We start from the raw sequence: 25,095 nt of genomic DNA, 5'->3' as shown, positions 1-25,095 counted from the left end.
CTACCGCTCGCCGAGCACCTTCAGCACGGCGACCGCCGCGGAGGCGCGGTTCTCGACGCCGAGCTTCTGGTAGATCGTCTCGAGGTGCTTGTTCACGGTGCGCGGCGACAGGCCGAGGATCTCGCCGATGTCGCGGTTCGACTTGCCGCGGGCAACCCAGATCAATACGTCGGCTTCGCGCGGGGTGAGCTGGAACTGGCGGCGCAGCACCTCGGCCTCGTCCTTCTCCTCGCCGCGCGAGAGCCGGAAGAGCAGTTCGTCCTCGCCGGCCGAGCCGACGAAGGAGAGGGTCAGCACGGTGCCGTCGGCGAGCGCCAGCGTCGTCGCGGTCGCCTCGGCCGCGCCGCCGGCGAGCGCCGCGAGCCAGGGGCGCAGGCGCTCGGGGAGCACGCGGCCCCCGCCATCCGCTGGCAGCAGCGTTTCGAGGAGCCGCACCGCCTGCGGCGTAGACCACAGGATGGCGCCGGCCCGGCTCGCCGCGAAGAGGAAACGGCCGGCGCTGTCGAGGGCGACGCGCGCGCTCTGCGCCGAGCGGGCATTGGCGAGGTGGACGCGGATGCGCGCGAACAGTTCGTCGAGCACGATCGGCTTCGTTACATAGTCGACGCCGCCGGCGCCGAGCCCCTGCACGACGTGTTCCGTCTCCGAAAGCCCGGTCATGAAGATCACCGGCACATGGGCGACGGTGCCGGTCGCCTTCAGCCGGCGGCAGGTCTCGAACCCGTCCATGCCGGGCATGACCGCGTCCATCAGGATGATGTCGGGCGTGATGTCCTCGACAAGGGTGAGCGCCTGAAGGCCGCCGGTGGCGACCAGCACCATGCGGCCGGACTGTTCGAGCGCATCGGTGAGGAAGGACAGAGTCTCGGGCGAATCGTCGACGACGAGGACGATATCGCGCGCCTTCATCGCATCAACCATGGCCGCGCAGCCCCTCCAGGACCTCGGTCAGGCGGCGGAAGTCGAAGCTCTTCAGATGGGTGCGCAGCGCGTCCACGAACGGTCTGTTCTCCTCGTCGGCGTCGAGCTGGTCGAGCTTCGCCTCGATGCCGCGGACATAGCCGATCCGGCCGAGCCGCAGAAGCTCCGCGACATGCTCCGGCCCCGGGCTCTTCAGCCGGATGCCGGCCGGCCGCGGCGGTCCGAACCGGTCCGGCGCGCTCTCGTCGATCCAGGCGAGGCCGAGCAGGCTCTGCACGCGGTCGAGCAGTTGCGACACGTCGAAGGGCTTGGCGAGCGTGTCGTCATGCGCAGGCGCCTCCGCCTCGGAGGGCGCCGTCTCGCCGACATTCGCCGACAGCATGACGATCCGGCCCGGGTGTCCGGTGGCGCGCAGCGCCCGCGCGAGCGCATAGCCGTTCATGCCCGGCATCGAGATGTCGAGGAGGAAGAGGTCGGGTTCGAGCGTCTCGGCGAGGGCCAGCGCGGACGGTCCGTCCGCGGCGAGCAGAACGGTGAAGCCGACCGGCTCCAGCACCTCGCGCACGAGGGCGCGATGGTCGGCGTCGTCGTCGACGCAGAGGATGGTGCGGCGCGGACCCTGATAGCCGAGGATGCGCTTCGCCGGCAGCACGGCGTGCGGCCGCTCGATCGCCGAGAGCATCAGCCGCACCTCGAACAGCGAGCCGCGTCCCGGCGTGCTCTTCACCGTGATGTCGCCGCCCATCAGCTGGGCGAGCATCTTGGTGATGGTCAGGCCGAGACCGGTGCCGGGCACGGTGGCGCCGGTGCCGCGGCCGCGTTCGAACGGCTCGAAGATGCGCTCGAGTTCGTCCTCCGGAATGCCCGGCCCGGTATCCGCGACGGCGATCGTGGCGACCTGGCTGCGATAGCGGATGGTGAGCGAGACGGTACCGCGCTCGGTGAACTTGATGGCGTTCGACAGCAGGTTGACGAGGATCTGGCGGAGCCGCTTGTCGTCGGTGGTCACCACTTCGGGCAGATGGGCGGGCCGGTGGAATTCGAAGCCCAGCCCCTTCGCCTCGGCCTGGAAGCGCATCATCTCGACGATCTGGTCGAGGAAATCGGTGAGCCGGACCTCGTTGCGCTGCAATTGCAGGCGGCCGGCCTCGATCTTGGAGATCTCGAGCAGGCCGTCGATCAGGCCGGAGAGGTGTTCGGCCGAGCGGCGGATCACCCGCACGCTGCCCTGCCGCTTCTCCGGCAGTTCGGGGTCGCGCTCGAGGATCTGGGCGTAGCCGAACACGGCGTTGAGGGGCGTGCGCAATTCGTGGCTGAGGCCGACCAGATAGCGGCTCTTGGCGTCGTTCGCGGCCTCCGCCGCCTCCTTCGCCTTCTGCAGCGCCGCGTCGGTGCGCCGGTGCGCCGCGATTTCGCGCAAGAGCAGTGTCGTCTGGCGGGCGGACTCTTCCTGCGCGACGCGGCGGCTCTCCTGCGCCAGCACGAGGAACCACGCCGCGACGCCGGCGACGATCAGGAGCACGAAGAAGGCGGCCCACAGCGTCTGGCCGATCACCGCCTGGTTCTCGGTGGAAAAGCCGTCGGCCTGCACGCGGATCAGCATGAGAACGAGGATGATCACCGCGACGAAGACGGCGAGCACGCCGAAATAGCGCACGAGCCGCGGGCTGATCCGCTCCTTGAGCCGGGCGGGCAGGAGTGTGGCGATCGCGCCGTTCACCTGCGTCTCGAACTTCGCGTGCGGCTTGCAGAGATCGTGGCAGCGGGCATCGAGCGAGCAGCAGAGCGAGCAGATCGGCCCGGCATAGGCCGGGCAATAGGCCATGTCCTCGGGCTCGAAATCGTGCTCGCAGATCGAGCAGGTGAGGGTGCGCATCGACGCCCACTGCGCCCGCGGCTTCCGCGCGAGATAGTAGCGGCCCTTGGTGGCATAGGCGATCGCCGGCGCCGTGACGAGGGCGACGCCGAGGGCGACGAAGGGGGCGAGCGCCTGCGCCGTCACGCCGAACGCGCCGAACGAGGCGGCGAGCGCGATCGCCGCGGCGATCCCCATCGCGCCGGTGCCGACCGGATTGACGTCGTAGAGATGGGCGCGCTTGAACTCGATGCCCGGGGGGGCGAGGCCGAGCGGCTTGTTGATCGCGAGGTCGGCGACGATCGCGCCGAGCCAGGCGACGGCGACGACCGAGAACAGGCCGAGCGTCTGCTCGAGCACGTGATAGATGCCGAGTTCCATCAGAAGCAGGGCGATCACCACGTTGAACACCAGCCAGACGACGCGGCCCGGATGGCTGTGGGTCAATCGCGAGAAGAAGTTCGACCATGCGAGCGAGCCCGCATAGGCGTTCATCACATTGATCTTCAGTTGCGAGACGACGACGAAGGCGGCGGTGAGGAAGAGCACCGCATCCTGCCAGGGCAGCACATAGCCGAAGGCGACCGCGTACATATAGGCCGGTTCCGCGGCGTGTTCGGCGGGTACCGCATGGCGCAGCGCGAGCACCGCGAGGAAGGAGCCGAACAGGAGCTTCGGCGCGCCGACGACGATCCAGCCCGCGCCGGCGAGGAGCGCCGCGACGCGGCCGCGGCCGCCGGCCGAGCGCGGCGGGCGGAAGCGCAGCATGTCGACCTGCTCGCCGATCTGCGGCATCAGGGCGAGAATCACCGAGCAGGCCGAGCCGAAGGAGACGAGATCGAGCGGCTTCGCTCCGGCGAGCCCTTCGAAGGCGAACCAGGCGTCGAGCGAGCCCCAGTCCTGCCACAGGATGAAGCCGACCGGCAGCACGTTGAGGCCGATCCACAGCGGCTGGGTGAAGATCTGGAAGCGCGAGATGCCGGCGAAGCCGTGCGTGACGAGCGGAATGACGACGACCGCGCTGACGATGTAGCCGAGCCAGTCGGGCACGCCGAAGGCGAGTTCGAGCGCCGTCGTCATGATCGACGCTTCGATCGCGAAGAGGATGAAGGTGAAGGTGGCATAGATCAGCGAGGTGATCGTCGAGCCGATATAGCCGAACCCCGCGCCGCGGGTGAGCAGGTCGATATCGACGCCGTAGCGCGAAGCGTAGCGGGCGATCGGCAGGCCGGTGAGGAAGAGGACGACGCCGGCGACGAGCGTCGCGGCGAGGGCGTTGGCGAAGCCGTGCGACAGGGTGATCGTGCCGCCGATCGCCTCGAGCGCCAGGAAGGAGATGGCGCCGATCGCCGTCTGCGCCACGCGCGGTGTCGACCAGCGGCGGGCGCTCTTCGCGGTGAAGCGCAGCGCATAGTCCTCGAGCGTCTGGTTGGCGACCCAGCGATTATACTCCCGCCGGACCGGGACGATCCGCTGCCTGCCCGCCATCGCGCTCTTCTGCCCATTCGCAGGGCGTGCCTATGCCCGCGGCACAGACTAGCGGCGGCGGCGCGGAGCGCAAGGACTGCGGCGTCCGCGCCCGCTGATCGCCGTCCAGCGGAACAAATTTCTAAATCACGGCTAGTTCAGTCGTGATTTAGGCTCGGCTTCGGGAGGGCGTTGGGCGCCACCACATGCTTCGCCGACCCGAAAAAGCCTTCATCCATAAGGTGCTGCGCGATCACCGCGGGCTGGCGCGGAAACGCTGCGGACTGGATTCTTTTTCCGCGAGGAGGGGAAAGATTGGAAGCGCCGTCGTCGCGGGCGGGACCGGCTTCGCCTAAATAGGCTGGAACCGTTTCAGCCTGCGCCCGCGGGCGCGCCCCGAGGAGTCCGGCGCATGGCCGATCGCCGCAAGCTCGGCGTCTTCCCTGCCTTCCATGTCGTCGATGGCCGGCGCGTCGCCGTCGTGGGCGGCGGCGTGGAAGCCGCGGCAAAGCTGCGGCTCGTCGCCGAAACGAAGGCCACGCTCGTCCTCTACGCCCCCGCGATCGAGGCGGCGACCGCCGCGGATGCGATCGCTGCCGGAGCGGAGATCGTGCCGCGCCTGCCGGAAACCGGCGATCTCGAAGGCGCCGCGCTCGTCTTTGCCGCGACCGGCGAGGAAAGCGAAGACCGGATCGTTCGGGATCGGGCGAAGGCCGCCGGCGTGCCGGTCAATGTCGTCGACCGGCCGGAGCTCTGCGATTTCTATACGCCCGCCCTCGTCAACCGGGCGCCGCTCGCCGTCGCGATCGGCTCGGAGGGGGCCGCGCCCGTGCTCGCCCGCCATGTCCGGGCGCGGATCGAGGCGATGCTGGCGCCGGCCTTCGGCGATCTCGCCTTCCTCGCCGACCGGCTGCGGGCGCGCGTCGCCCGGGCCATCCCGCCGGGCGAAGGCCGCCGCCGCTTCTGGGCGCGCTTCTTCTCAGGCCCGATCGCGCAGCGGGCGCTGTCGGGCGATCTCGCCGGCGCGGAAGGTGACGCCGTCGCGGTACTGGAGCGGCCGGAGGCAGCCGGCGGCCATGTCGCGCTGGTCGGCGCCGGACCGGGCGCCGAGGACCTCCTGACGCTGCGCGCCCAGCGCCTGCTCCAGGAGGCGGACGTCATCGTCTACGACAAGCTCGTCCCCGAGACGATCGTCGCCATGGGCCGGCGCGATGCGCTCCGCCTCTATGTCGGCAAGGCGAAGGGCGCGCACGCGGCGAGCCAGGACGAGATCAACGCCATCCTGGTCCGCGAGGCGAAGGACGGTCGCCGCGTCGTGCGGCTGAAATCGGGCGACCCGCTGATCTTCGGCCGGGCCGGCGAGGAGATCGCGGCGCTGCGCGAGGCCGGGATTTCCTTCGAGATCGTGCCGGGCGTCACCGCGGCGATCGCCGCGGCCGCCGAGACCGAGATCCCGCTCACGCTGCGCGGTGCCGCGTCGAGCCTCGTCTTCGCGACCGGCCATGATCTGCGCGGCGACACCCTGCCGGATTGGGCGGGGCTCGCGCTTTCGGGGGCCACGGTCGCCGTCTATATGGGCCGTTCGGTCGCCGCGAAGGTCGCGGCGAAACTGATCGAGAACGGCCTCGCCCCCTCGACCCCTGTCGCGATGGTCGAGAACGCCTCGCGGCCCGACCGCCGCAGCCATGCCGGCCGGCTCGACGGGCTCGCCGCACTCGCCGATCTTTCGGGCTCCGCAGCGCCCGTGGTCTTCATCATCGGCGCCGTGGTGGCGGAGGGGGCGGTCGCCGTGCCCCCGCTCGCCCGCGCGGCGCTCGCCGCCTGAGGTCCCGATGGCGCTCTTCCTCGTCACCGCCAACCGACTGTCCGACGGTCTCGTCGTGTTTCTCGATCCGTCCGGCGGCTGGACGACGGCGCTCGCGGGCGCGCGCGTGATCGCGCCCGACGAGCTCGCCGCCGCGCTCGCCCACGGCAAGGCGCAGCACGATGCCCGGATCGTCGTCGAGCCCTATGAGATCGAGACGACGGTCGAGGCGGGCGTGCCGGTCCCGGTGCGCCTGCGCGAACGTATCCGCGCCGCCGGGCCCACCGTCCCTTATGGCGAGGCCGAGTTCGAGGCCCGCGTCGCCGCCCAGTCGGGAACGCCCTGATGTATCGCTATGACGAATTCGACCAGGATTTCGTGGCGGCCCGCGTCGCGCAGTTCCGCGACCAGGTCGAGCGGCGCGTCTCGGGCGCGCTGACCGAGGACCAGTTCAAGCCGCTCCGGCTGATGAACGGCGTCTATCTGCAGCTGCACGCCTATATGCTCAGGATCGCCATCCCCTATGGCACGCTCGACGCGCGCCAGATGCGGATGCTCGCCCATATCGCACGCACCTATGACCGCGGCTACGGCCATTTCACCACCCGGCAGAACATCCAGTTCAACTGGCCGGCCCTGTCGCAGATCCCCGATATCCTCGCCGAGCTCGCCTCCGTCGAGATGCACGCCATCCAGACCTCGGGCAATTGCATCCGCAACGTCACGGCGGACCATTTCGCCGGCGTCGCCGCGGACGAGGTCGCCGATCCGCGGCCCTATGCGGAGATTCTGCGGCAGTGGTCGTCGCTGCATCCGGAATTCGTCTTCCTGCCGCGGAAGTTCAAGGTCGCGGTCACGGGCGCCGAGCGCGACCGCGCGGCGATCCAGGTGCACGACATCGGCCTGCATCTGAAGAAGGACGAGAACGGCCGGCCCGGCTTCGCGGTCTATGTCGGCGGCGGCCAGGGCCGCACGCCGATGATCGCCAAGAAGATCCGCGATTTCCTGCCCGAGGAGGACCTGCTCTCCTATTGCGAGGCGGTGCTGCGCGTCTACAACCTCTCCGGCCGGCGCGACAACAAATACAAGGCCCGCATCAAGATCCTCGTGCACGAGACCGGCGAGGAGGAGATCCGCCGTCAGGTCGAGGAGGAGTGGGAGCGTATCCGCCGCGGTGCGCTGAAGCTGCCGCAGGGCGAGGTCGAGCGCATCCGCGCCTATTTCGACCTTCCTCCGTCGGTGCGGCCGCGCGAGGACGGCGCCGCGGCGCTCGCCGCCGCGCGCGCCGCCGATCCGGAATTCGACGCCTGGGTGCGGCAGAACACCGTGCCGCACCGCGTCGCCGGCCATGTCGCGGCGACGGTCTCGCTGAAGCCGATCGGCGGCACGCCGGGCGATGCCACCGCGGCGCAGATGGACGCCGTCGCCGATCTCGCCGAGCGCTACGGCCATGACGAGCTGCGGGTCAGCCACGAGCAGAACCTCGTTCTGCCGCATGTCGCGGAGGCCGATCTGAAGGCGGTCTATGACGAGCTCGTCTCGGCGGGGCTCGCCACCGCCAATGCCGGCCTCATCACCGACATCATCGCCTGTCCGGGGCTCGACTACTGCGCGCTCGCCAATGCCCGTTCGATCCCGATTGCGCAGCGCCTCTCCGACCGCTTCGGCGACGCGGCGCGGCAGCGGGAGATCGGCGAGCTGAAGATCAAGATCTCGGGTTGCATCAATGCCTGCGGCCACCACCATGTCGGTCATATCGGCATTCTGGGCGTCGAGAAGAAGGGCGAGGAATTCTACCAGATCACCCTCGGCGGCTCGGGCGCGGAGGACGCCTCGATCGGCGAGATCGTCGGCCGCGGCTTCTCGACCGAGGAGATCGTCGATGCGGTCGAGACCGTGGTCGACACTTATCTCGCGCAACGCACCGGACCCGACGAGAGCTTCCTCGCCGCCTATCGGCGCCTCGGCCAGGCGCCGTTCAAGGAAGCCCTCTATGGCGCCGCTTGACGCGCTCGCCTTCGACGCGGCCGCACCCTCCGCAGCGCCCGACCTCGCGCGGCTCAACGCGGCGCATGGCGACCGTCCGGCGCGCGAGATCGTCGCCCGCGCGCTCGACCTGTTCGGCCGCCGCATCGCGCTGGTCTCGAGCTTCGGCGCGGAATCCGCCGTGCTGCTCCATCAGGCGGCCTCGGTCGACCGGGCGATCCCGGTCGTCTTCGTCGATACCGGCCGGCTGTTTCCCGAGACGCTCGCCCATCGCGACCGGTTGATCGAGATGCTCGGCCTCGCCGATGTCCGCACCGTCGGGCCGGACCCGGCGAAGCTCGCCAATGCCGATCCCTACAAGGCGCTGTGGATGCGGGACCCCGACGCCTGCTGCCAGATCCGCAAGACCGAGCCGCTCGCCCGCGCGCTCGCCGGCTTCGACGCCTGGTTCACCGGCCGCAAGCGCTTCCAGGCCGCGACGCGGGCGGCGCTCTCTGTTTTCGAGGCCGACGGCGCGCGCATCAAGGTCAATCCGCTCGCCGGCTGGACCTCGGCCGACCTGAAGGCCTATGCGGCCGAACACGGCCTGCCCGCCCATCCGCTCGTCGCCGAGGGCTATCCCTCGATCGGCTGCGTGCCCTGCACCTCGAAGGTCGCGGCGGGCGAGGACGAGCGCGCCGGTCGCTGGCGGGGGCTGGACAAGACCGAATGCGGCATCCATCTCGGGCTCGAAGCGGACGGGAGCGGGATTTGACCGCGCCGCCGGCTTGGGCGATGACGGACGGCGCGCCGCCGCGGATGATCGCGCCCTCTTCTGGGAACTGACCATGGCCTTGTGGAAGAACCGCCGTTTCGTCGAGGATCCGTTCCGCCGCGCCGCCGATGACGAGGCGATCGCGCCCGGCGAGGCGGTGCTCGTCTCGCTCGGCCGCTATCTCGACGAGCGCGAAACACTCATCGCCCGATCGGCGCCGCTCGGCATCGTCGTGCCGCCGGGCGCGGACTGGAGCGGCCTCGTGCCCGATCTCGGCCGGCTCGCCGTCATCGCGGTGGAGATGCCGAAATTCGCCGACGGCCGCGCCTTCTCGATCGGCCGGCTGATCCGCGACCGCGAAGGCTATCGCGGCGAATTGCGGGTGGTCGGCGACTTCTTCCTCGATCAGGTGCCCTTCCTGCTGCGGGTCGGCTTCGACGCCTTCGCGGTCGACAATCCGCTCGTCGAACAGGGCTTGCGCGAAGGGCGCTGGCCGGAAGTGAAGGAATATCTCCAGCCGGCCGGCGAGGTGGGCGAGGTGCCCGCCGGAACCCGCCCCTGGATCCGCCGCCCCGCCGCGGCGGCCGAGTAGGACGCGCGCATGAAGATCTTCGTCACCGACCACAAGGGCGCCGAGCACGAGCTCGAGGCGCTCGAGGGCTGGCGGGTCATGGAAGTGATCCGCGACTGGGGCATCGGCATCAAGGCGGAATGCGGCGGCGCCTGCGCCTGCGCCACCTGCCACGTCTATGTCGACGCCGACTGGCTCGACCGTCTCGTGCCGATGACGGACGAGGAGGAAGAGCGGCTCGACGACGCGATGGCGGTCAAGCCGACCTCGCGCCTCTCCTGCCAGATCCTGATGTCGGACGAGCTCGACGGCCTGCGCGTCCGCCTCGCCCCCGGCAGCGAGCCGGAGGAGATGGCGGCGTAGCGGCCCGGCACACCGTCAATCCAGCGTCCGACGATACCTGAGCAGCGCCAGTGTGCCGACGGCGAGCCAGAAGGCGGCGAGCGGCCAGATCTGCGGGGCGAGGTCGGCGAGGCCGCTGCCCTTCAGCATGATCGCCCGGACGATGCGCAGGTAATGGGTGAGCGGGAACACCTCGCCGACCCATTGCGCCCAGACCGGCATGCCGCGGAACGGGAACATGAAGCCCGAGAGCAGGATCGACGGCAGGAACCAGAAGAAGGTCATCTGCATCGCCTGCATCTGCGTCCGCGCGACGGTCGAGAAGGTGTAGCCGAGCGTCACATTGGCGGCGATGAAGAGCAGCGTCGCGGCGAGCAGCAGCGGAAAGGAGCCGGCCATCGGCACGGCGAAGAGCAGCCGCGCGCAGACGAGGATCACCGCCACCTGGACGAAGCCGAGGCCGATATAGGGCACCACCTTGCCGATCATGATCTCGAGCGGCGTCGCCGGCATCGCCATCAGGTTTTCGAGCGTGCCGCGCTCCCGTTCGCGGGTGAGCGCGAGCGCCGTCATCAGGATCGTCGTCATGGTGAGGATGGTGCCGAGCAGGCCCGGCACGATGTTGTGCGAGGTGATGCCTTCCGGATTGTAGCGCCGTTGCACGACGAGATCGACCGGCAGGGCCGACGGCGCGCGGGCGGCGAGCGGGCCGACGAGCTCCGGCCGGAACGCGCTTTCGAGGATCGGCTGCAGCGCGCCGAGCGCGTTGGAGGTCGCGGCGGGGTCGGTCGCGTCCGCCTCGACGAGGAGTTGCGGCCGGTCGCCGCGCACGAAGTCGCGCTCGAAGCCGGGCGGGAAGGTGATCGCATAGGTCACGGTGCCGGCCGCCATCGCCGCCTCGACCTCGCGCTCGGTGGCGAGCCCGACGCGCACGTCGAAATAGCCCGACGCCTGCATGCCGGCGAGGACGGTGCGCACCACCGGGCCGTTGTCGGCGGCGACGACGAGGGTCGGCAGCCGCTTCGGATCCATGTTGATCGCATAGCCGAACAGCACGAGCTGCAGGATCGGCACGCCGATGATCATCGCGAAGGTCAGCCGGTCGCGTCGCATCTGGATCATCTCCTTGACCATCAGCGCGGCGATGCGCGAGGCGGAGACGAAGTCGGCGGCGGTCCGGCGGGCGTGTGCGGCGCTCATGCCGCGGCCTCCGGCCGGTTGGAGGGGTCGTCGGCGCGGGCGACGTCCATCAGCCGGATGAAGACGTCCTCGAGGCTCGTCTCGCCGCGCGCGGTGGTGACGTCCCGCCCTTCCGCCGCCGCATCGACCGCCGCGCCGAGGAGACCGTCATCGGTGCCGACGACGTGCAGCGCGCTGCCGAACAGCGCCACCTGAGCGACACCCGGCGCGCCCCGCACGGCCCGGGCGACGGCGGCGACCTCGCGGCCGGTGACGACATAGGTCGAGAGGCCCGACTGTGCGATCACCTCGCCGACCGTGCCGCGCGCGACGATGCGGCCATAGGCGATGTAGACGATGCGGTGGCAGCGCTCGGCCTCGTCCATGTAATGGGTCGAGACGAGGACGGTCAGCCCGTCCTCGGCGAGGGCATGGATCTCGTCCCAGAACTCGCGCCGGGCGAGCGGGTCGACGCCGGCGGTCGGCTCGTCGAGGAGGAGCACCTTCGGCGCGTGCATGATCGAAGCGGCGAGCGCGAGGCGCTGCTTCCAGCCGCCGGAGAGGGCGCCGGCGAGCTGGTTCTGGCGCGTCTTCAGCCCGAGCCGGTCGAGCGTCGCGTCGACCGCGCGGCGGCGGTCCGGCAGGGCGTAGAGCCGCGCGACGAAGTCGAGATTCTCCCGGATCGTCAGGTCCTCGTAGAAGGAGAAACGCTGCGTCATGTAGCCGACCTCGCGCTTGATCCGCTCCGACTGGGTGCGGATGTCGAAGCCGAGCGCGGTGCCCTCGCCCGCATCGGGCCGCAGCAGGCCGCAGATCATGCGGATGGTGGTCGTCTTGCCGGAGCCGTTCGGTCCGAGAAAACCGACGATCTCGCCGCGCCGCACTTCGAGATCGACGGCGTCGACCACGGTCTTCTCTCCGAAGCGCTTGGTGAGGCCCTTGATCGCGACGACCGTCTCGTCGCTCACGTCCCGCTCCCTTCGAGCGGCCGCACGTCGACCGGCTGGCCGGGCGCGAGCGTCGCGGCCGCCCCGTCGAGCCGCGCCTCGACGCGGAAGACGAGCTTGGCGCGGCTCGCCTCGGAATAGATCACCGGCGGGGTGTATTCGGCATCGGTCGCGACGCTCTCGACGGTCGCGGAAAGGCCCGCGGCGCAGCCGTCGCAGGCGAGCGCCACCCGGCTTCCGGGCGCGAAGCGGGCGCGCACCGGTTCGGGCACGTAGAAGCGGGCGATCGCCGCCCCCTTCGGCAGCAGCGAGACCACCGGCTGGCCGGCCGCGACGAACTCGCCCGGCTCGAAATAGGTCTCCTCGATGCGGCCCGCGGCGACCGCCGCGGCGGAGCGGCGGGCGAGGGCCGTGCGGGCCGTCTCGACGGCCGCCCCCAGCGCTCCGACATTCGCCTCGGCCGCGGCGATCGTCTCCGGCCGCGCCTCGAGCGTCGCGACGAGCCGGTTCTGCCGCGCCGCCGCAGTGCGGGCGCGGGCCGCATCGAGCGAGGCCTGCGCCTGGTCGAGCTCGGCGCGTGCGGAGACGGCGCGCGCGGTCAGCGCCTGGGTGCGCCGATAGGTCTGCCCGGCGGCCCGCTCGCTCGCCTCCGCCTCGGCGAGCTCGGCGTCGAGCACGCGGATCTCCTCCGGGCGCTTGCCGGAGCGCAGATCGGCGAGCTGCGCCTGTCCTTGCGCGAGCCGCGCCTCGGCCTCGGCGAGCGCCGCCGTCTCGACGCGCGTGTCGAGCGTGAAGAGCGCTGCGCCCGTCTCGACGGTCTCGCCGCGACGTACCGGCCGCGCGTCGAGCCGGCCGGCGCTCTCCGCGGCGACCAGCACGTATTTGCCCTCGACATAGCCCTGATAGACATCCTCGCCCGTTTCGCCGCTGCAGGCGGCGAGGAGGAGCGTGATCGGGGCGAGCCCGAGGGCTGCCCTTCTCATCGCGCCACCCCGAGCAGGATCGCCTCGAAATTGTCCGCGAGGATTGCCGCCACCTCTGCCCGGTCCTCGGCCGTCAGGCTCTTCTTGTTCAGCCGGCGCAACACGACGGGATGGCAGAAGCGGAAGACGAGGATCTGGCCGAGCAGGGTGAACACCCGCATGCGGACGCGGTCGCTCGCCGGATCCTCGCCGAGCGCGATGCCGACCAGCCGGCAGATCAGTTCGTGCGCGCCGGCCATGAAGTCGAAGATCACCTCGAACACCGCCGAGGGCTCCATCTGCTCGCGCATCACGAAGCGCGCCCAGAGTTCTGCTTCGGTCGTGCCGAGCATCAGCTCGACCTGGCTCTGCGCCAGCCATTGCAGACGCTCGATCGCCTGCGCCCTCGACAGGGCGGCGAGATCGCCCGTCGCCATCGCTTCGAGCGTCGGGCGGAGCTGGCTGCCGATGCGGGACACGACATAGTCGGCGACGGCGCGGTGCAGCCCGTCCTTGCCACCGAAATGATAGACGATCGCCGCGAGATTGGCGTCCGCCCGGCGGGCGATCTCGCGCGTCGGGGCCGCCTCGAATCCGTAGCGGCCGAACACGTCGAGCGCGGCCAGCACGAGCCGCTGCCGCGTTTCGCCGCCGCGGTCCGCCTTGGCGCGGCGATAATGCCGGGAGGCCGGCGTCCGTCGCTCCGCCCTGTCCTCGGCCGCCGCGTCGACTGCAGCCGCTACGGATGAGGCGCCGCCGTCGAGCTCCGCCGGCCGTCGCCCCTCGGCGCTTGCGTCTTGCTCCCCGCCATACGGGCCGTCCTGCCGGGCGAGGGGCGCCGAATCGGGTGCGAAGAGGGTGGAGGTCGCTCTCGGGTCCATCTCGGTCTCCTTGGTCTCCGCCTAAATCAGTCGATCGATTTAGTCAATCGATCGACTGACTGTTGCGGCCCTCCGGCACAGCCGGGCACGTGCGACGCCCTTCCGGGAGCGAGGCCGAACGCACCACCGAACGGGCGAGGCCGGGATCGGCCGACGCGATCACCGGCCAGTCGGTGATCCGGGCTACCCCCGCGGCCCCGCCGCGCGTCATGGCCGCGGCGGCGGCGGCTGCAGCGCCTGCCGGCGCGTTTCGAGGAAACGCCGCACCGCCGGGTCCGCGGCGAGGCCGATGGCGATCTCATAGGCGTGTACCGCCTCGTCCACGGCATCCGCCGCGGCGAGCAGGGCGGCGCGCGCCGCCCAATAGGGCTGATAGGTGGCGAGCCGTCCGTCCGCGGCGAGTCCGTCGAGCAGGGCGAGGCCGGCCTGCGGTCCCTCGGTCCCGGCGATTGCGACGGCGCGGTTGAGCCCCACCACCGGCGAGCCGGTGAGGGCGAAGAGGGCCTCATAGAGGGCCGCCACGGCACGGCTCGTGTCGCGGCCGCTGCGGCGACGGTCCGCATGGGCCGATTGCAGCGCCGCTTCGATCTGGTAGCGGCCGGGCTGGCGGCGGGAGGCCGCGCGGCGGAGCAGCCTCTCGGCCTCGGCGATCATCGCCCCGTCCCAGAGTGCGGGGTTCTGTGCCTCGAGCGGGATATAGTCGCCGTCCGCGCTGCGCCGGGCCGGCCGCCGCGCCTCGGCATGCAGCATCAGCGCGGCGAGGCCGAGCGCCTCCGGCTCGTCCGGCATCAGTTCGGCCATCAGCCGCGCGAGGAAGAGCGCTTCCTCCGGCAGGTCGCGCCGCGACGGGTCGGTGCCGGCCGGGTCGCTCCAGCCTTCGGCGAAGGCGGCATAGATGGCGTCGAGCACGGCGGCGAGCCGCGGCGCCAGCTCGTCCCGCCCGGGCGGCGCGAAGGGAATGCCGGCGGCGCGTATCTTCTCCTTCGCCCGGACGAGCCGTTTCGCCATCGCGGCGGGCGAGGTGAGGAACGCCGAGGCGATCGCCGCCGCGTCGAGGCCGAGCACCGTCTGCAGCATCAGCGGCGCGCGGATCCCGGCATCGATCGCCGGATGGGCGCAGGCGAAGAGCAGCGCCAGTCGCCGGTCCGGCAGTTCGCCCGCCGTGTCGCCGGCCCGTTCCTCGGCGAGCTGCCGCAGGGTCTCGGCGGCGGCCGTCCCGGTACGGCTTCGCCGTCCGGCATCGACCATCCGCCGCCGCGCCACCGTCAGCAGCCAGGCCTCCGGATTGTCCGGGCAGCCGGTCTCCGGCCAGTCGCGCAGCGCTGTCGCGAAGGCTTCGGCGAGCGCGTCTTCGGCCCCCGCGAGATCGCGGGTGGCGGCGGCGAGGAAGGCGACGAGCTTGCCGTAACTGTGCCGTGCCACCGCCTCGGCCGTGCGCCGCGCCCGCTCCGCCGCCATCGCCGCCCTCCCGCCTCAGCCGGTCCGCGGCGGCCAGACCGGCCGGACCTCGACGACACCGTGGCCGACCGTCGGGCAGCGGGCGGCCCAGGCGAGCGCCTGGTCGAGATCCGGCAGTTCGACGAGATAATAGCCGCCGAGCTGTTCCTTCGTGTCGGCATAGGGTCCGTCGAGCACCTGGCTCTTGCCGCCGGTGAGCCGGACGGTCGTCGCCGAGGGGCTGGGCTGCAGCCGGTTGGCGCCGATGAGGATGCCGGCCGTCTGGAGCGCCTCGGTATAGGCCATGTAGGCGCCTTCACCCTCGGCCTGCTGCTCCGGCGTCATGGCGTCCCAGCCGCCTTCCTCGAGATAGAGAAGATAGAGATAGCGCATGTCCGTCTCCTGTGATCGGTGATGGCGTCGTCCGCCGCAGAGATGTCGCGCGCGGCGAGCCCCGATGGACAGCCGGCCCGCTTTTCTTGCCTGAGCCGGTTCATCGCGGCGGCCATTCCCAGGCGGGCGCGTCGAGGCCCTCGACCTCGGTCTCGCCGAACGGCTTTTCGAGCTCGTGCCGGACGAGGCCGCGGCACCCGGCGAGGGCCTCGGCGAGCGGCGCGGCGTGGGTGACGACGACGATCTGGCAGCGCGTGGCCGCCGCGCCGATCAGCCTTCCGAGGGGAGGCAGGAGGTCGGGATGGAGGCTCGTCTCCGGCTCGTTGAGCACGATCAGGCCGGGCGGACGCGGCGTCAGCAGCGCCGCGAGCAGGAGCAGATAGCGGAGCGTCCCGTCCGAAAGTTCGGCGGCGGCGAGCGGACGCAGCAGTCCCTTCTGCCGCATGCCGACCGTGAAGGCGCCGTTCGTCTCGCCGATCTCCACCGTCGCGCCGGGAAAGGCGTCGTCGATCGCCGCATCGAGCGCGGCGGCATCGCCGATCTCGCGGATCGTCTGCAGCGCCGCGGCGAGATCGGCGCCGTCCGCGGCGAGCGCCGGCGTTCGTGTTCCCGCCGTCGCCGCGCGGGCGGGGGCCGCCGCATCGGTGCGGAAATGGTCGTAGAACCGCCAGCGCCGCATCCGCTCGCGCAGCACGAGCAGTTCGGCGAGGCTCTGCGGGTCGGCCGCATGCGTCATCATGCTCTCATAGGGCGGCAGGTCGCCGATCAGCACGCGCCGCCGACCGTCCGCACCGAGCGCTGTCACCGCAGGGCCGGCCCGGGTGGCGAAGGCGTTGCGGCGCGACAGCACGTCGCCGGCCCAGACCGCCTCGGCCTTCACTTCCGGGTCGCGGTTGAACATCGAGCCGTTCTGCGGCACCGGCAGGCCGAGATCGATCGCATAGCCGTAGTCTTCCGCGGCGAAGCCGAGCCGCAAGCTCACCGGCCCGCCGCGCACCGTCCCCTCGAGCGGCCGCTCGCCGCGGCGGACCGCCGCGCCGATCCGTTCCGGCCCGGCCCACAGCGTGGAGGCGAGGCCGCCCTCGGCGGCGAGCGCGGCGACGACGCGCCCCTGCGCCACTTCGGCGAGCAGGCGGAGCGCGCGATAGAAGCTCGACTTGCCGGTGCCGTTGCGGCCGGTGATCACCGTGAGCGGGCCGAGCGGCAGGACGAGGCTGCGGATCGACCGGTAGCCGGCAATGGCGAGGGTGTGGATCAAGCGCGGGGCCTCCCGGTTCGGTGGCGCCGGCCCGGCCGCCGGCGCATCGAGAATGACCAATGCCGCCGGAGCGGAGAAGGTGTCCTGTCGCCGATAGTGCCATTTTCGCGCCCGCCCCGCCGCCGATTGGGCTATGAGCCCCGTGTTGCGGTGCAGCGCAGGAGAGACGCCGATGGATGAGGGGTCGGAACCGCCCGCAAGGGTCCTGCCGCCGTCTGTCCAGTGGGCGGCGCTCGTCGCCGGCACGGTCGCGCTCGTCGCCGTGCTCGAATGGGCGGCGCTGCCGGCGGCGCTCCTCCTCGGCCCGATGATCGCGGCGATTCTCCTGTCGACGAATGGCGGCACCGTGCGGCCGCCGCCGATCGCCTTTCTCGCCGCGCAAGCGGTCGTCGGCTGCCTCGTCGCCCGTTCGATCACGCCCTCGATCCTCGTCTCCTTCCTCGACGACTGGCCGCTCCTCCTCGCGGTCGTCCTGACGACGCTCGCCGCGTCGAGCCTGCTCGGCTTCCTGATGAGCCGCTGGCGCGTGCTGCCGGGCACGACGGGCGTCTGGGGCTCGACCCCCGGCGCGGCGAGCGCGATGGTGATCATGGCGGGGGCGTTCGGGGCCGACGCTCGCCTCGTCGCCTTCATGCAGTATCTGCGCGTCGTCTGCGTCGCCGGGGCGGCGGCGCTGATCGCGGGGCTGATGGTCGACACCTCGGGCGCCGCGCCGCCGGCGGTCGTCTGGTTTCCGCCGCTCGACCTCCTCGCCTTAGGCGAGACGCTGGCGCTCGCGGCGGTCGGCGGCTTCGTCGGCGTGAAGCTGCGCGTGCCGGCCGGCTCTATGCTGGTGCCGCTCGTCGCCGGCGCGGTGCTGCACGGCACCGGGCTGATGGCGATCGAGCTGCCGCCGGCGCTGCTCGCGCTCGCCTATGCGATCGTCGGCTGGCGGATCGGCGGCGCCTTCACCCGGCAGGCGCTCCGCCACGCCTTTCGCGCCCTGCCGCAGATCCTCGGCTCCATCCTGCTCCTGATCGCCTTCTGCGGCGGCCTCGCCTGGCTGCTCGCGCATTTCGTCGGCATCGACCCGCTCACCGCCTATCTGGCGACGAGTCCCGGCGGCATGGATACCGTCGCGATCATCGCGGCCGCGAGCCATGTCGACCTGTCCTTCGTCATGGCGCTGCAGACGCTGCGCTTCCTGATCGTCCTCCTGCTTGGCCCCGCCCTCTCCCGCCTCGTCTCCCGCCGCCTGCCACCGCCTCCGCCGTGAGAGGTAACGCGATAGCGCTCACCGTCACTGAAGCCTACGTTTCAAGCTTGGCGCCGGGTATCCCAAGTAGGAGGGTACGTATGTCGTCTTGCGACCATATGAGATCCTCTCCGATCGATTCAGAGAATCCGCTTACCAGTATTAATATTTCACCATCTTCAACTTCCATATGCATTATTAGCATAAGTCCAGGAAAGGTGACGTTGCATATCCGAAATAATTGTGTCCTTCGTGTCCCGCAGCGTCCTATCCTGCCTTTTTTACTTTCAAAATACGTTATCATGGGAGGAGGAATTTCATTTATTAATTCAAATTTCTCTTTATCTTCTGTGCCTAGGGGCACTCGGATAACTTCGGACACCACTTCGAATGCCGGACCCACCCAATCTGTACCCGCCGAGGAGAGTATCGCTTTCCGGTCTCCTCCAATGGACGCGCTATAGTAGGATTTGAAAGAATCCCATGCCTCGGTCAGTGCATCGAGATCAGTAGATGCGAGTAAGACTATTGTTAATCGGTTGCTATTCTCTACGATACAGCGCGCGCCGATCCGAATGCCGCGTCGCTCGGTAAAGTTGACTTGGTCTGGCGAGTGCCAAAAGACAATCGACGCAAACTCGCGCCATTTTACCCATTCTCGCACTCGGTCGAGGCACGCCTTGCTGCTTTGAAAAGGGAAAGCAACCCATGCCATCCGGATGTCGGAGGATTGATTGAGAGTGATGTTACCGGTAGGACCAACTATTGAGTTAGCCTCTGATGGCAACTTAGTGATTTCTATATCATAGCTACTCCATAAAACAGTACCTGCTGTAGTAGCCGAGACAAGGCAGAAAAGTACAATGGATCCTACTATGTGCTCCGTAATTTTATCAAAGATTACTTTGAGCAGGCCTCTTCTGTGACCATGCGGGGCGGCTTGGCTTGGGCCGGGGTCGTTTGCTTGATGGTCCATCGGGCATTCTCAACATGGATTGGGGCCGACTTTGCAGCTGCCTCCCAAGAGTAGTGGATCATGAACAGCTCGCCAATCGAGAGTGGGGCCTGGCGGAAGAATTTACGGGGAGAATCAAGGGTTGGGCCAATCTGCTAACCGTCAAATCCGGTCCCGGAGCGCGTACCACGTCATCCCCGCGACCAGCGCGGGGTAGCGGAGCAGCGTGCCGCCGGGGAAGGCCGGGGCGGGCAGGGCGGCGAAGGTGTCGAGGCGCGCCGGGTCGCCGCGGATCGCCTCGGCGAGTATCTTGCCGCCATAGGGCGCGAGCGCCACGCCCTGGCCGGAATAGCCCGAGGCGACATAGACGCCGGGCCGCGCCCGGCGGATATAGGGCAGGCGCTTCACCGTGACGGCGAGCGTGCCGCCCCAGGCGTGCGAGATCGGCGTATCGGCGAGGCCGGGATAGATGCGCAGGAGATGCCGCCGCACGAAGGCGAACAGGTCGCGCGGATCGGTCCGCGAATAGGTCTCGCCGCCGCCGAAGAGCAGCCGCCCGTCCGCCGTCGGCCGCCAGTAATAGACGACGAAGCGGGAATCGGAGACCGCCTCGCCGCCCGGCAGAAGGCCGCCCGCCGCGCCGGCGCCGATCGGCTCCGTGGTCAGGATGAAGTTCTTGATCGGCAGCACGCGGGCTTCGACCGTGCCGTCTATGCCGTCGAGATAGCCATTGCCGGCGAGCACGACGATGTCCGCCGTGACCCGGCCGCGCGCCGTCTCGAGCGTCGGCTTCGCGCCCGTGGCGAGGCGGCGGACGCGTGTCCCTTCGTGGAGCCGGGCGCCCGCCTTCGCCGCGGCGCGGGCGAGGCCTTGGGCGAATTTGAGCGGGTGGAGATGGCCGGCGCCGCGGTCGAGACGGCCGCCGAAATAGGCGTCCGTGCCGATCATCGCGGCGAGCCGGTCAGGCTCCAGCCATTCGGCGTCCCGGTAGCCGTAGTCGCGGGCGAGCCGCTCGGCATAGGCCCGCTCGTGCGGCACCATGCGGCGCTTGTGAACCGCCTCGACGAGGCCTGGGCGCCATTCCGCATCGATGCCGTGCCGGGCGATCAGGTCGTGGACGAGCGCCTTCGCCTCCTCGGCCATCGTCCACAGCGCGCGTGCCGGGGCGAGGCCGAGCCGCGCCTCGAGCCAGTCCTGGTCGCGGCGCTGGCCGGTGTGGAGCTGGCCGCCGTTCCGCCCCGAGGCGCCCCAGCCGACCCGCTCCGCCTCCAGAAGCACGACGTCGACGCCGGCCTCGGCGAGATGCAGCGCCGCCGACAGGCCGGTATAGCCGCCGCCGACGATCGCCACATCGGCGCGCGTGTCGCCCTCGAGGGGGGGAAAGGCGAGTTCGGCATCGGCGGTCGCCGCATAGAAGGAGGGCGCGTGCGGCGCCCTCATGCCTTGAGCCCGAGCCGGCGCGCCGCGTCGAGCGTGTCGTCGAGCGTCTTCCGGGCGGCGGCGAGGAGGAAATCGGCCTCCTCGAAGGAAAGGGTGAAGGGCGGCGCGATGATCAGCGAATCGCGCACCGCCCGCATGACGAGACCGTTCGCGATCGAGAGATCCCGGGCGAGCGTGCCGACCTTGCCGGTGTCGGGGAAGGCGACGCTGCGCGACGGCTTGTCGGGCACCAGTTCGAGCGCGCCGATCAGGCCGACCATCCGCGCCTCACCCACCAGCGGATGGTCGGCGAGCGCCCGCCAGCCACGCTGCAGATAGGGGCCGATCTCCTCCGCCACCCGATCGACGAGCCTCTCCTCTTCGAGGATGCGCAGATTTTCGAGCGCGGCGGCGCAGCACACCGGATGAGCCGAATAGGTGAAACCGTGGTTGAACTCGTTCGCCGACAGCACCTCGGCCACCGCCGAGGAGACGACGACGCCCCCGATCGGCAGATAGCCGGAGGAGAGACCCTTGGCGATCGACATCAGGTCGGGCCGGATGCCGAAGAAATCCGAGCCGAACCAGCGGCCGGTGCGGCCGAAGCCGCAGATCACCTCGTCGGCGACGGTGAGGATCTCGCGGCCGGCGAGGATCCGGGCGATCTCCGGCCAGTATGTCTCGGGCGGGATGATCACGCCGCCGGCGCCCTGGATCGGCTCGGCGATGAAGGCGGCGATGTTGTCCTCGCCGATCTCCTCGATCGCCGCTTCGATGTCGCGCGCCGCCGCGATGCCGAATTCCTCCGGGCTCATTTCGCCGCCCTCGCCGAACCAGTAGGGCTGGGCACGGTGGACGATGCCGGGAATGGGCAGGCCGCCCTGCGCGTGCATCGGCTTCATGCCGCCGAGCGAGGCGCCGGCCATGGTCGAGCCGTGATAGGCGTTACGGCGGCTGATGATCACCTGCTTTGCGGGCTTTCCCCGCTCGGCCCAATAGTGCCGCACCATCCGCACGACGGTGTCGTTCGCCTCCGAGCCGGAGCCGGTGAAGAAGACGTGCGACAGGTGCGGCTGGGTCAGCGTCGCGATCTTTTCGGCGAGCGCGATCGCCGGCGGATGCGTGCTCTTGAAGAAGGTGTTGGTATAGGAGAGTTCGGCCATCTGGCGGGTGACCGCAGCGGCGATCTCGCGCCGTCCGTGGCCGATGTTGACGCACCAGAGGCCCGACATGCCGTCGAGCGCGCGACGGCCGTCCGAATCCCAGATCCAGCTCCCTTCGCCGCGCACCACGACGCGACTGCCCTCGGCATTGAGCGCCCGCATCTCGGAAAAGGGATGAAGATGATGCGCCGCATCGCGGGCACGGTAGTCGGCGGTGATGTTGGAGATCATGGTCGTGGTGTCGGACCTGGAGGCTTTCGTTTGCGCGGCGAAGAGGGCGGCGGGAAGGCGCGAAGATCGGGCGTCGCACGGCTTGATGGGTCCCGGGTCTCCGCTGCGCTTCGCCCGGGATGACGGGCCGTATCTTTAGTGGAAAGAAGCGATCTCATCGTAGAGGTCCGCCCAACGCGGATTCATCTTCTCGATGAGCTCCAGTTTCCATGCCCGGCGCCAACGCTTCAGCAGCTTTTCCCGGGCGATCGCCGCTTCCATGGTCGCGTGGGTTTCGTACCACACCAGCCTCTTCAGTTCGTGCTCCTTGGTGAAGCCTTCGAATATGGCTTCGCGGTGCTGCCAGACTCTTTGCACCAGGTTGCTGGTTACGCCAACATAGAGCGTGCCGTTGTAGAAATTCGTGACGATGTAGACCGAGGGAAGCACCGCATCCTCCGTCATCCCGGGCGGAGCGCAGCGGAGACCCGGGACCCATCTCGCCGAGCGACGCTTCTCTACTCCGATGAGGCAAGGGCCTGTGCTGCATCGTTCCCTGCGCGCCACTCGAACACAGCGCGACCCTCACACGTTCAACAGCAGGAACTCCCGCTCCCAGGGGCTGATCACTTCCATGAAGGTTTCGAACTCCGCCCGCTTGATCGCGCGGTAGGTGGTGACGAAGGAGGAGCCGAAGATGTCGACCAGTTCCTCGCAGTCTTCGAACAGCGCCACCGCTTCGAGCAGGCCGCGCGGCAGGTCGATCTCGTCGGAATTGGCCGAGCCCTGCACCGGCTCGCCCGGCTTCAGCCCCTCGGTCATGCCGAGATAGCCGCAGGCGAGCGAGGCGGCGATGGCGAGATAGGGGTTGGCGTCGGAGGAGGGCAGGCGGTTCTCGAGGCGGCGGCCGGAGGGCGAAGAGTTCGGGATCCTGAGGCCCACCGTGCGGTTGTCGTAGCCCCATTGCGTGTTGACCGGCGCTGAAGAGCCGCGCACCAGCCGGCGGTAGGAGTTCACGTAAGGGGCGAGGATGCACATCACCGCCGGCAGGTATTTCTGCGAGCCGCCGATGAAGGCGAAGAACTCGTCGGTCGGGTCGCCGTCCGAGTCGGAGAAGATGTTGCGGCCGGTCTCCGTCGACAGCACCGATTGATGGATGTGCATCGCCGATCCCGGCTCGCGCATCATCGGCTTCGCCATGAAGGTGGCGTACATGCTGTGCCGCAGCGCCGCCTCGCGGATCGTCCGCTTGAAGAGGAAGACCTGGTCGGCGAGGGTGAGCGGGTCGCCGTGCAGCAGGTTGATCTCCATCTGCGCGGCGCCCTCCTCGTGGATCAGCGTGTCGATCTCGAGCCCTTGCGCGGCGGAGAAGTCATAGATGTCGTCGAAGAGGTCGTCGAACTCGTTGATCGCGGCGATCGAATAGGATTGGCGCGCCGCCTCCGGCCGGCCGGAACGGCCCATCGGCGGCTCGAGCTGGTAGTCCGGATCGGTGTTCGGCTTGACGAGGTAGAACTCGATCTCCGGCGCCACGACGGGCTTCCAGCCGCGCTTCGCGTAGAGCTCGACGATCCGGCGCAGCACCTGGCGCGGCGCGGTCTCGACCGGACGGCCGTCGCGGTGGAAGCCGTCATGGATGAGCTGGGCCGTCGGATCGTTCTCCCAGGGCACCACGGTGAGGGTCGAGAAGTCGGGCTCGAACAGGATGTCGGCGTCGGCGGCGTCGTTGTGATAGAGGTCGTCGTCGTGCGGATAGTCGCCGGTGATCGTCTGGGTGAGGATCGAACCCGGCATCGACATGGTCGGCCCGGCGAGGAATTTCGACACCGGCATCATCTTGCCGCGAGCGACGCCGGCCTGATCCGGCGCGATGCATTCGATGTCCTCGATGCCGCGGGCGCGAAGCCAATCCTGCGCCTCGTCGAGCGAGGCCACCCCCCGCACGTTGTCGGCGGGCGATTTCTCCCCCTTTTTGCGTCTGGCCACGCTCTATCCTTTCGTTTCCCCGGCGATTCTGTGATCGGAGGCCGGGTCCGAGTCAACCGCGCGCAATCGCCCGGACGCTGCGGCAACACGACCGGCAGCCCGCAACCGCACGAACATGACGCCGCGCCCGCCATCTCGCTGTTGTCGCACCGCCGCAAGCACACTAACCTTCGCCGCCGGGGACGCGAGCCGAACCGAATTCGAGCGAAAGGCAGGGCAAGAGATGAGTTTTTCCCGTTTGATCGGCGCGACGGCGCCGCGTGCTGTGATCGCCGCCGCCTTCGCGGCCGCGCTCGGCGGTGCCGCAATGGCGCAGGAAGTCCATATCTACAACTGGTCGGACTATATCGATCCGACGATCCTCGACGATTTCACCAAGGAGACCGGGATCAAGGTCGTCTACGACGTCTTCGATTCGAACGAGATGGTCGAGACGAAGATGCTCGCCGGTGGATCGGGCTACGACATCGTCGTGCCGACCGACCGCAACATGCAGCGCCTGATCGAAGCCGGCGTTTTCCAGCCGCTCGACAAGGCGAAGATTCCCAACCTTCAGTATGCCTGGCCGGCGATCTATGAGCGGCTCGCCACCTATGACCCGGGCAACCAGTATGCCGTGAATTATATGTGGGGCACCACCGGCATTGGTTACAACAAGAAGATGATCGCCGACCGGATGGCCGATGCTCCGGTCAACTCGATGGATATGATCTTCAAGCCCGAAGTAGCGGCGAAATTCGCCGATTGCGGCATCTATGTCCTCGATTCGGCGGACGATGTGATGCCGGCCGCGCTCAACTATCTCGGCCTGCCGGCCGATTCGAAGAAGACCGAGGATCTCGAAAAGGCCGCGGAACTGCTTTCCTCGGTGAAGCCCTATATCCGCAAGTTCCATTCCTCGGAGTTCATCGAGGCGCTGGCGAATGGCGACGCCTGCATTGCCTTCGGCTTCTCCGGCGACATCCTCCAGGCCCGCGACCGCGCCGTCGAGGCCGGCAACGGCATCGAGATCGCCTATACGATCCCCAAGGAGGGTGCCCTCCTGTGGATGGATTCCATGGTGATCCCGAAGGACGCGCCGAATCCCGATGCGGCCTATGCTTTCATCAACTATCTGCAGAAGCCGGAAGTCATCGCCAAGGCGACGAACTACGTCAACTATCCGAACGGCAATCTCGAGTCGCAGAAGTTCGTCAATAAGGAGATCCTCGACGATCCGACGATTTATCCGTCGGCGGACGTGCTCGCCAAGCTCTACACGACGACGCCGAACGACCCGAAGGTGCAACGTGTGGTGACCCGGCTCTGGACGCGGATCAAGAGCGGGACCTAAACTTCGGGAGGCCCGGCTTCGGCCGGGCCTTTTCCTGC

22 protein-coding genes are annotated in these 25,095 nt (G+C 69.2%); 8 read left to right on the top strand and 14 right to left on the bottom strand.

What is annotated here, in order from left to right:
* The gene (locus GGQ63_RS06930; RefSeq protein ID WP_183853912.1) at positions 1–921 is read right to left on the bottom strand and encodes a response regulator; all 921 of its coding nucleotides are present in this window, start codon (positions 919–921) and stop codon (positions 1–3) included.
* On the bottom strand, positions 914–4,264 hold the full coding sequence (locus tag GGQ63_RS06925) for a hybrid sensor histidine kinase/response regulator (RefSeq protein WP_183853910.1): 3,351 nt from the start codon (positions 4,262–4,264) through the stop codon (positions 914–916). The genes GGQ63_RS06930 and GGQ63_RS06925 overlap by 8 nt, the downstream gene beginning before the upstream one ends.
* Before the next feature lie 391 nt (positions 4,265–4,655).
* Here GGQ63_RS06925 and cysG point away from each other — a divergent pair, with 391 nt between their 5' ends.
* The 6 genes from cysG (at position 4,656) to GGQ63_RS06895 (ending at position 9,721) form a co-directional block, all read left to right on the top strand.
* Positions 4,656–6,068, top strand: a complete 1,413-nt coding sequence (gene cysG / locus GGQ63_RS06920) for a siroheme synthase CysG (RefSeq protein WP_183853908.1) — start codon at positions 4,656–4,658, stop codon at positions 6,066–6,068.
* Between the two features lie 7 nt (positions 6,069–6,075).
* A complete protein-coding gene (locus tag GGQ63_RS06915; RefSeq protein ID WP_183853906.1) occupies positions 6,076–6,393 on the top strand; it encodes a DUF2849 domain-containing protein in 318 nt (105 codons plus the stop codon).
* Positions 6,393–8,054, top strand: a complete 1,662-nt coding sequence (locus GGQ63_RS06910; protein ID WP_183853904.1) for a nitrite/sulfite reductase — start codon at positions 6,393–6,395, stop codon at positions 8,052–8,054. Before GGQ63_RS06915 ends, GGQ63_RS06910 begins: the two co-directional genes overlap by 1 nt.
* Positions 8,041–8,787, top strand: coding sequence for a phosphoadenylyl-sulfate reductase (locus GGQ63_RS06905; protein WP_183853902.1), 747 nt, complete (start codon positions 8,041–8,043; stop codon positions 8,785–8,787). Before GGQ63_RS06910 ends, GGQ63_RS06905 begins: the two co-directional genes overlap by 14 nt.
* A gap of 73 nt (positions 8,788–8,860) precedes the next feature.
* Entirely contained in the window at positions 8,861–9,379 is a 519-nt protein-coding gene (locus GGQ63_RS06900; protein WP_183853900.1) for a DUF934 domain-containing protein, read from the top strand.
* 9 nt (positions 9,380–9,388) lie between these two features.
* Entirely contained in the window at positions 9,389–9,721 is a 333-nt protein-coding gene (locus GGQ63_RS06895) for a 2Fe-2S iron-sulfur cluster-binding protein (protein WP_183853898.1), read from the top strand.
* Positions 9,722–9,736: 15 nt separating this feature from the next.
* On the opposite strand, the gene GGQ63_RS06890 is transcribed toward GGQ63_RS06895, so the two are convergent.
* The 7 genes from GGQ63_RS06890 to GGQ63_RS06860 form a co-directional block, all read right to left on the bottom strand.
* Complete coding sequence (locus GGQ63_RS06890) at positions 9,737–10,900, bottom strand: ABC transporter permease (protein WP_183853896.1); 1,164 nt, start codon at positions 10,898–10,900, stop codon at positions 9,737–9,739.
* Complete coding sequence (locus tag GGQ63_RS06885; RefSeq protein WP_183853894.1) at positions 10,897–11,847, bottom strand: ATP-binding cassette domain-containing protein; 951 nt, start codon at positions 11,845–11,847, stop codon at positions 10,897–10,899. The genes GGQ63_RS06890 and GGQ63_RS06885 overlap by 4 nt, the downstream gene beginning before the upstream one ends.
* Positions 11,844–12,809, bottom strand: coding sequence for an HlyD family secretion protein (locus tag GGQ63_RS06880; RefSeq protein ID WP_183853892.1), 966 nt, complete (start codon positions 12,807–12,809; stop codon positions 11,844–11,846). The genes GGQ63_RS06885 and GGQ63_RS06880 overlap by 4 nt, the downstream gene beginning before the upstream one ends.
* Complete coding sequence (locus GGQ63_RS06875) at positions 12,806–13,669, bottom strand: CerR family C-terminal domain-containing protein (protein ID WP_183853890.1); 864 nt, start codon at positions 13,667–13,669, stop codon at positions 12,806–12,808. Before GGQ63_RS06875 ends, GGQ63_RS06880 begins: the two co-directional genes overlap by 4 nt.
* 207 nt (positions 13,670–13,876) lie before the next feature.
* Positions 13,877–15,127: an RNA polymerase sigma factor gene (locus GGQ63_RS06870; RefSeq protein ID WP_183853888.1), complete on the bottom strand. Its 1,251-nt coding sequence runs from the start codon at positions 15,125–15,127 to the stop codon at positions 13,877–13,879.
* 15 nt (positions 15,128–15,142) lie between these two features.
* The gene (locus tag GGQ63_RS06865) at positions 15,143–15,499 is read right to left on the bottom strand and encodes a YciI family protein (RefSeq protein ID WP_183853887.1); all 357 of its coding nucleotides are present in this window, start codon (positions 15,497–15,499) and stop codon (positions 15,143–15,145) included.
* A 100-nt stretch (positions 15,500–15,599) separates the two neighbouring features.
* Positions 15,600–16,757: an AAA family ATPase gene (locus GGQ63_RS06860; protein ID WP_183853884.1), complete on the bottom strand. Its 1,158-nt coding sequence runs from the start codon at positions 16,755–16,757 to the stop codon at positions 15,600–15,602.
* 172 nt (positions 16,758–16,929) lie between these two features.
* Between GGQ63_RS06860 and GGQ63_RS06855 the strand changes: the two genes are divergently transcribed.
* Complete coding sequence (locus tag GGQ63_RS06855; protein WP_183853882.1) at positions 16,930–18,012, top strand: AbrB family transcriptional regulator; 1,083 nt, start codon at positions 16,930–16,932, stop codon at positions 18,010–18,012.
* Positions 18,013–18,046: 34 nt separating this feature from the next.
* Here the strand turns inward: GGQ63_RS06855 and GGQ63_RS06850 are convergent, their stop codons facing one another.
* The 5 genes from GGQ63_RS06850 to GGQ63_RS06830 form a co-directional block, all read right to left on the bottom strand.
* Positions 18,047–18,967 carry a hypothetical protein gene (locus tag GGQ63_RS06850; RefSeq protein ID WP_183853880.1) on the bottom strand — a complete coding sequence of 307 codons (921 nt, stop codon included), beginning with the start codon at positions 18,965–18,967 and terminating at the stop codon, positions 18,047–18,049.
* A gap of 141 nt (positions 18,968–19,108) precedes the next feature.
* Positions 19,109–20,386: an NAD(P)/FAD-dependent oxidoreductase gene (locus GGQ63_RS06845; protein WP_183853878.1), complete on the bottom strand. Its 1,278-nt coding sequence runs from the start codon at positions 20,384–20,386 to the stop codon at positions 19,109–19,111.
* On the bottom strand, positions 20,383–21,759 hold the full coding sequence (locus tag GGQ63_RS06840) for an aspartate aminotransferase family protein (RefSeq protein WP_183853876.1): 1,377 nt from the start codon (positions 21,757–21,759) through the stop codon (positions 20,383–20,385). The genes GGQ63_RS06845 and GGQ63_RS06840 overlap by 4 nt, the downstream gene beginning before the upstream one ends.
* A 135-nt stretch (positions 21,760–21,894) precedes the next feature.
* Positions 21,895–22,188, bottom strand: a complete 294-nt coding sequence (locus GGQ63_RS06835) for a GIY-YIG nuclease family protein (protein WP_343061098.1) — start codon at positions 22,186–22,188, stop codon at positions 21,895–21,897.
* 135 nt (positions 22,189–22,323) lie between these two features.
* Entirely contained in the window at positions 22,324–23,724 is a 1,401-nt protein-coding gene (locus GGQ63_RS06830; protein WP_183853872.1) for a type I glutamate--ammonia ligase, read from the bottom strand.
* 223 nt (positions 23,725–23,947) lie between these two features.
* Between GGQ63_RS06830 and GGQ63_RS06825 the strand changes: the two genes are divergently transcribed.
* A complete protein-coding gene (locus tag GGQ63_RS06825; protein ID WP_183853870.1) occupies positions 23,948–25,057 on the top strand; it encodes a polyamine ABC transporter substrate-binding protein in 1,110 nt (369 codons plus the stop codon).
* Positions 25,058–25,095: the final 38 nt, after the last annotated feature.

This window comes from Prosthecomicrobium pneumaticum (assembly GCF_014199915.1).
Classification (GTDB): Bacteria; Pseudomonadota; Alphaproteobacteria; order Rhizobiales; family Kaistiaceae; genus Prosthecomicrobium; species Prosthecomicrobium pneumaticum.
The sequence above is the reverse complement of the archived record's forward strand: the minus strand, read 5'-3'. Positions and strand labels throughout refer to the sequence as shown.

Coding starts and splice junctions, on each gene's coding strand:
- GGQ63_RS06930 (WP_183853912.1), bottom strand. CDS start 921: ATGGTTGATGCGATGAAGGCGCGCGATATCGTCCTCGTCGTCGACGAT.
- GGQ63_RS06925 (WP_183853910.1), bottom strand. CDS start 4,264: ATGGCGGGCAGGCAGCGGATCGTCCCGGTCCGGCGGGAGTATAATCGC.
- cysG (WP_183853908.1), top strand. CDS start 4,656: ATGGCCGATCGCCGCAAGCTCGGCGTCTTCCCTGCCTTCCATGTCGTC.
- GGQ63_RS06915 (WP_183853906.1), top strand. CDS start 6,076: ATGGCGCTCTTCCTCGTCACCGCCAACCGACTGTCCGACGGTCTCGTC.
- GGQ63_RS06910 (WP_183853904.1), top strand. CDS start 6,393: ATGTATCGCTATGACGAATTCGACCAGGATTTCGTGGCGGCCCGCGTC.
- GGQ63_RS06905 (WP_183853902.1), top strand. CDS start 8,041: ATGGCGCCGCTTGACGCGCTCGCCTTCGACGCGGCCGCACCCTCCGCA.
- GGQ63_RS06900 (WP_183853900.1), top strand. CDS start 8,861: ATGGCCTTGTGGAAGAACCGCCGTTTCGTCGAGGATCCGTTCCGCCGC.
- GGQ63_RS06895 (WP_183853898.1), top strand. CDS start 9,389: ATGAAGATCTTCGTCACCGACCACAAGGGCGCCGAGCACGAGCTCGAG.
- GGQ63_RS06890 (WP_183853896.1), bottom strand. CDS start 10,900: ATGAGCGCCGCACACGCCCGCCGGACCGCCGCCGACTTCGTCTCCGCC.
- GGQ63_RS06880 (WP_183853892.1), bottom strand. CDS start 12,809: ATGAGAAGGGCAGCCCTCGGGCTCGCCCCGATCACGCTCCTCCTCGCC.
- GGQ63_RS06875 (WP_183853890.1), bottom strand. CDS start 13,669: ATGGACCCGAGAGCGACCTCCACCCTCTTCGCACCCGATTCGGCGCCC.
- GGQ63_RS06870 (WP_183853888.1), bottom strand. CDS start 15,127: ATGGCGGCGGAGCGGGCGCGGCGCACGGCCGAGGCGGTGGCACGGCAC.
- GGQ63_RS06865 (WP_183853887.1), bottom strand. CDS start 15,499: ATGCGCTATCTCTATCTTCTCTATCTCGAGGAAGGCGGCTGGGACGCC.
- GGQ63_RS06855 (WP_183853882.1), top strand. CDS start 16,930: ATGGATGAGGGGTCGGAACCGCCCGCAAGGGTCCTGCCGCCGTCTGTC.
- GGQ63_RS06850 (WP_183853880.1), bottom strand. CDS start 18,967: ATGGACCATCAAGCAAACGACCCCGGCCCAAGCCAAGCCGCCCCGCAT.
- GGQ63_RS06845 (WP_183853878.1), bottom strand. CDS start 20,386: ATGAGGGCGCCGCACGCGCCCTCCTTCTATGCGGCGACCGCCGATGCC.
- GGQ63_RS06840 (WP_183853876.1), bottom strand. CDS start 21,759: ATGATCTCCAACATCACCGCCGACTACCGTGCCCGCGATGCGGCGCAT.
- GGQ63_RS06825 (WP_183853870.1), top strand. CDS start 23,948: ATGAGTTTTTCCCGTTTGATCGGCGCGACGGCGCCGCGTGCTGTGATC.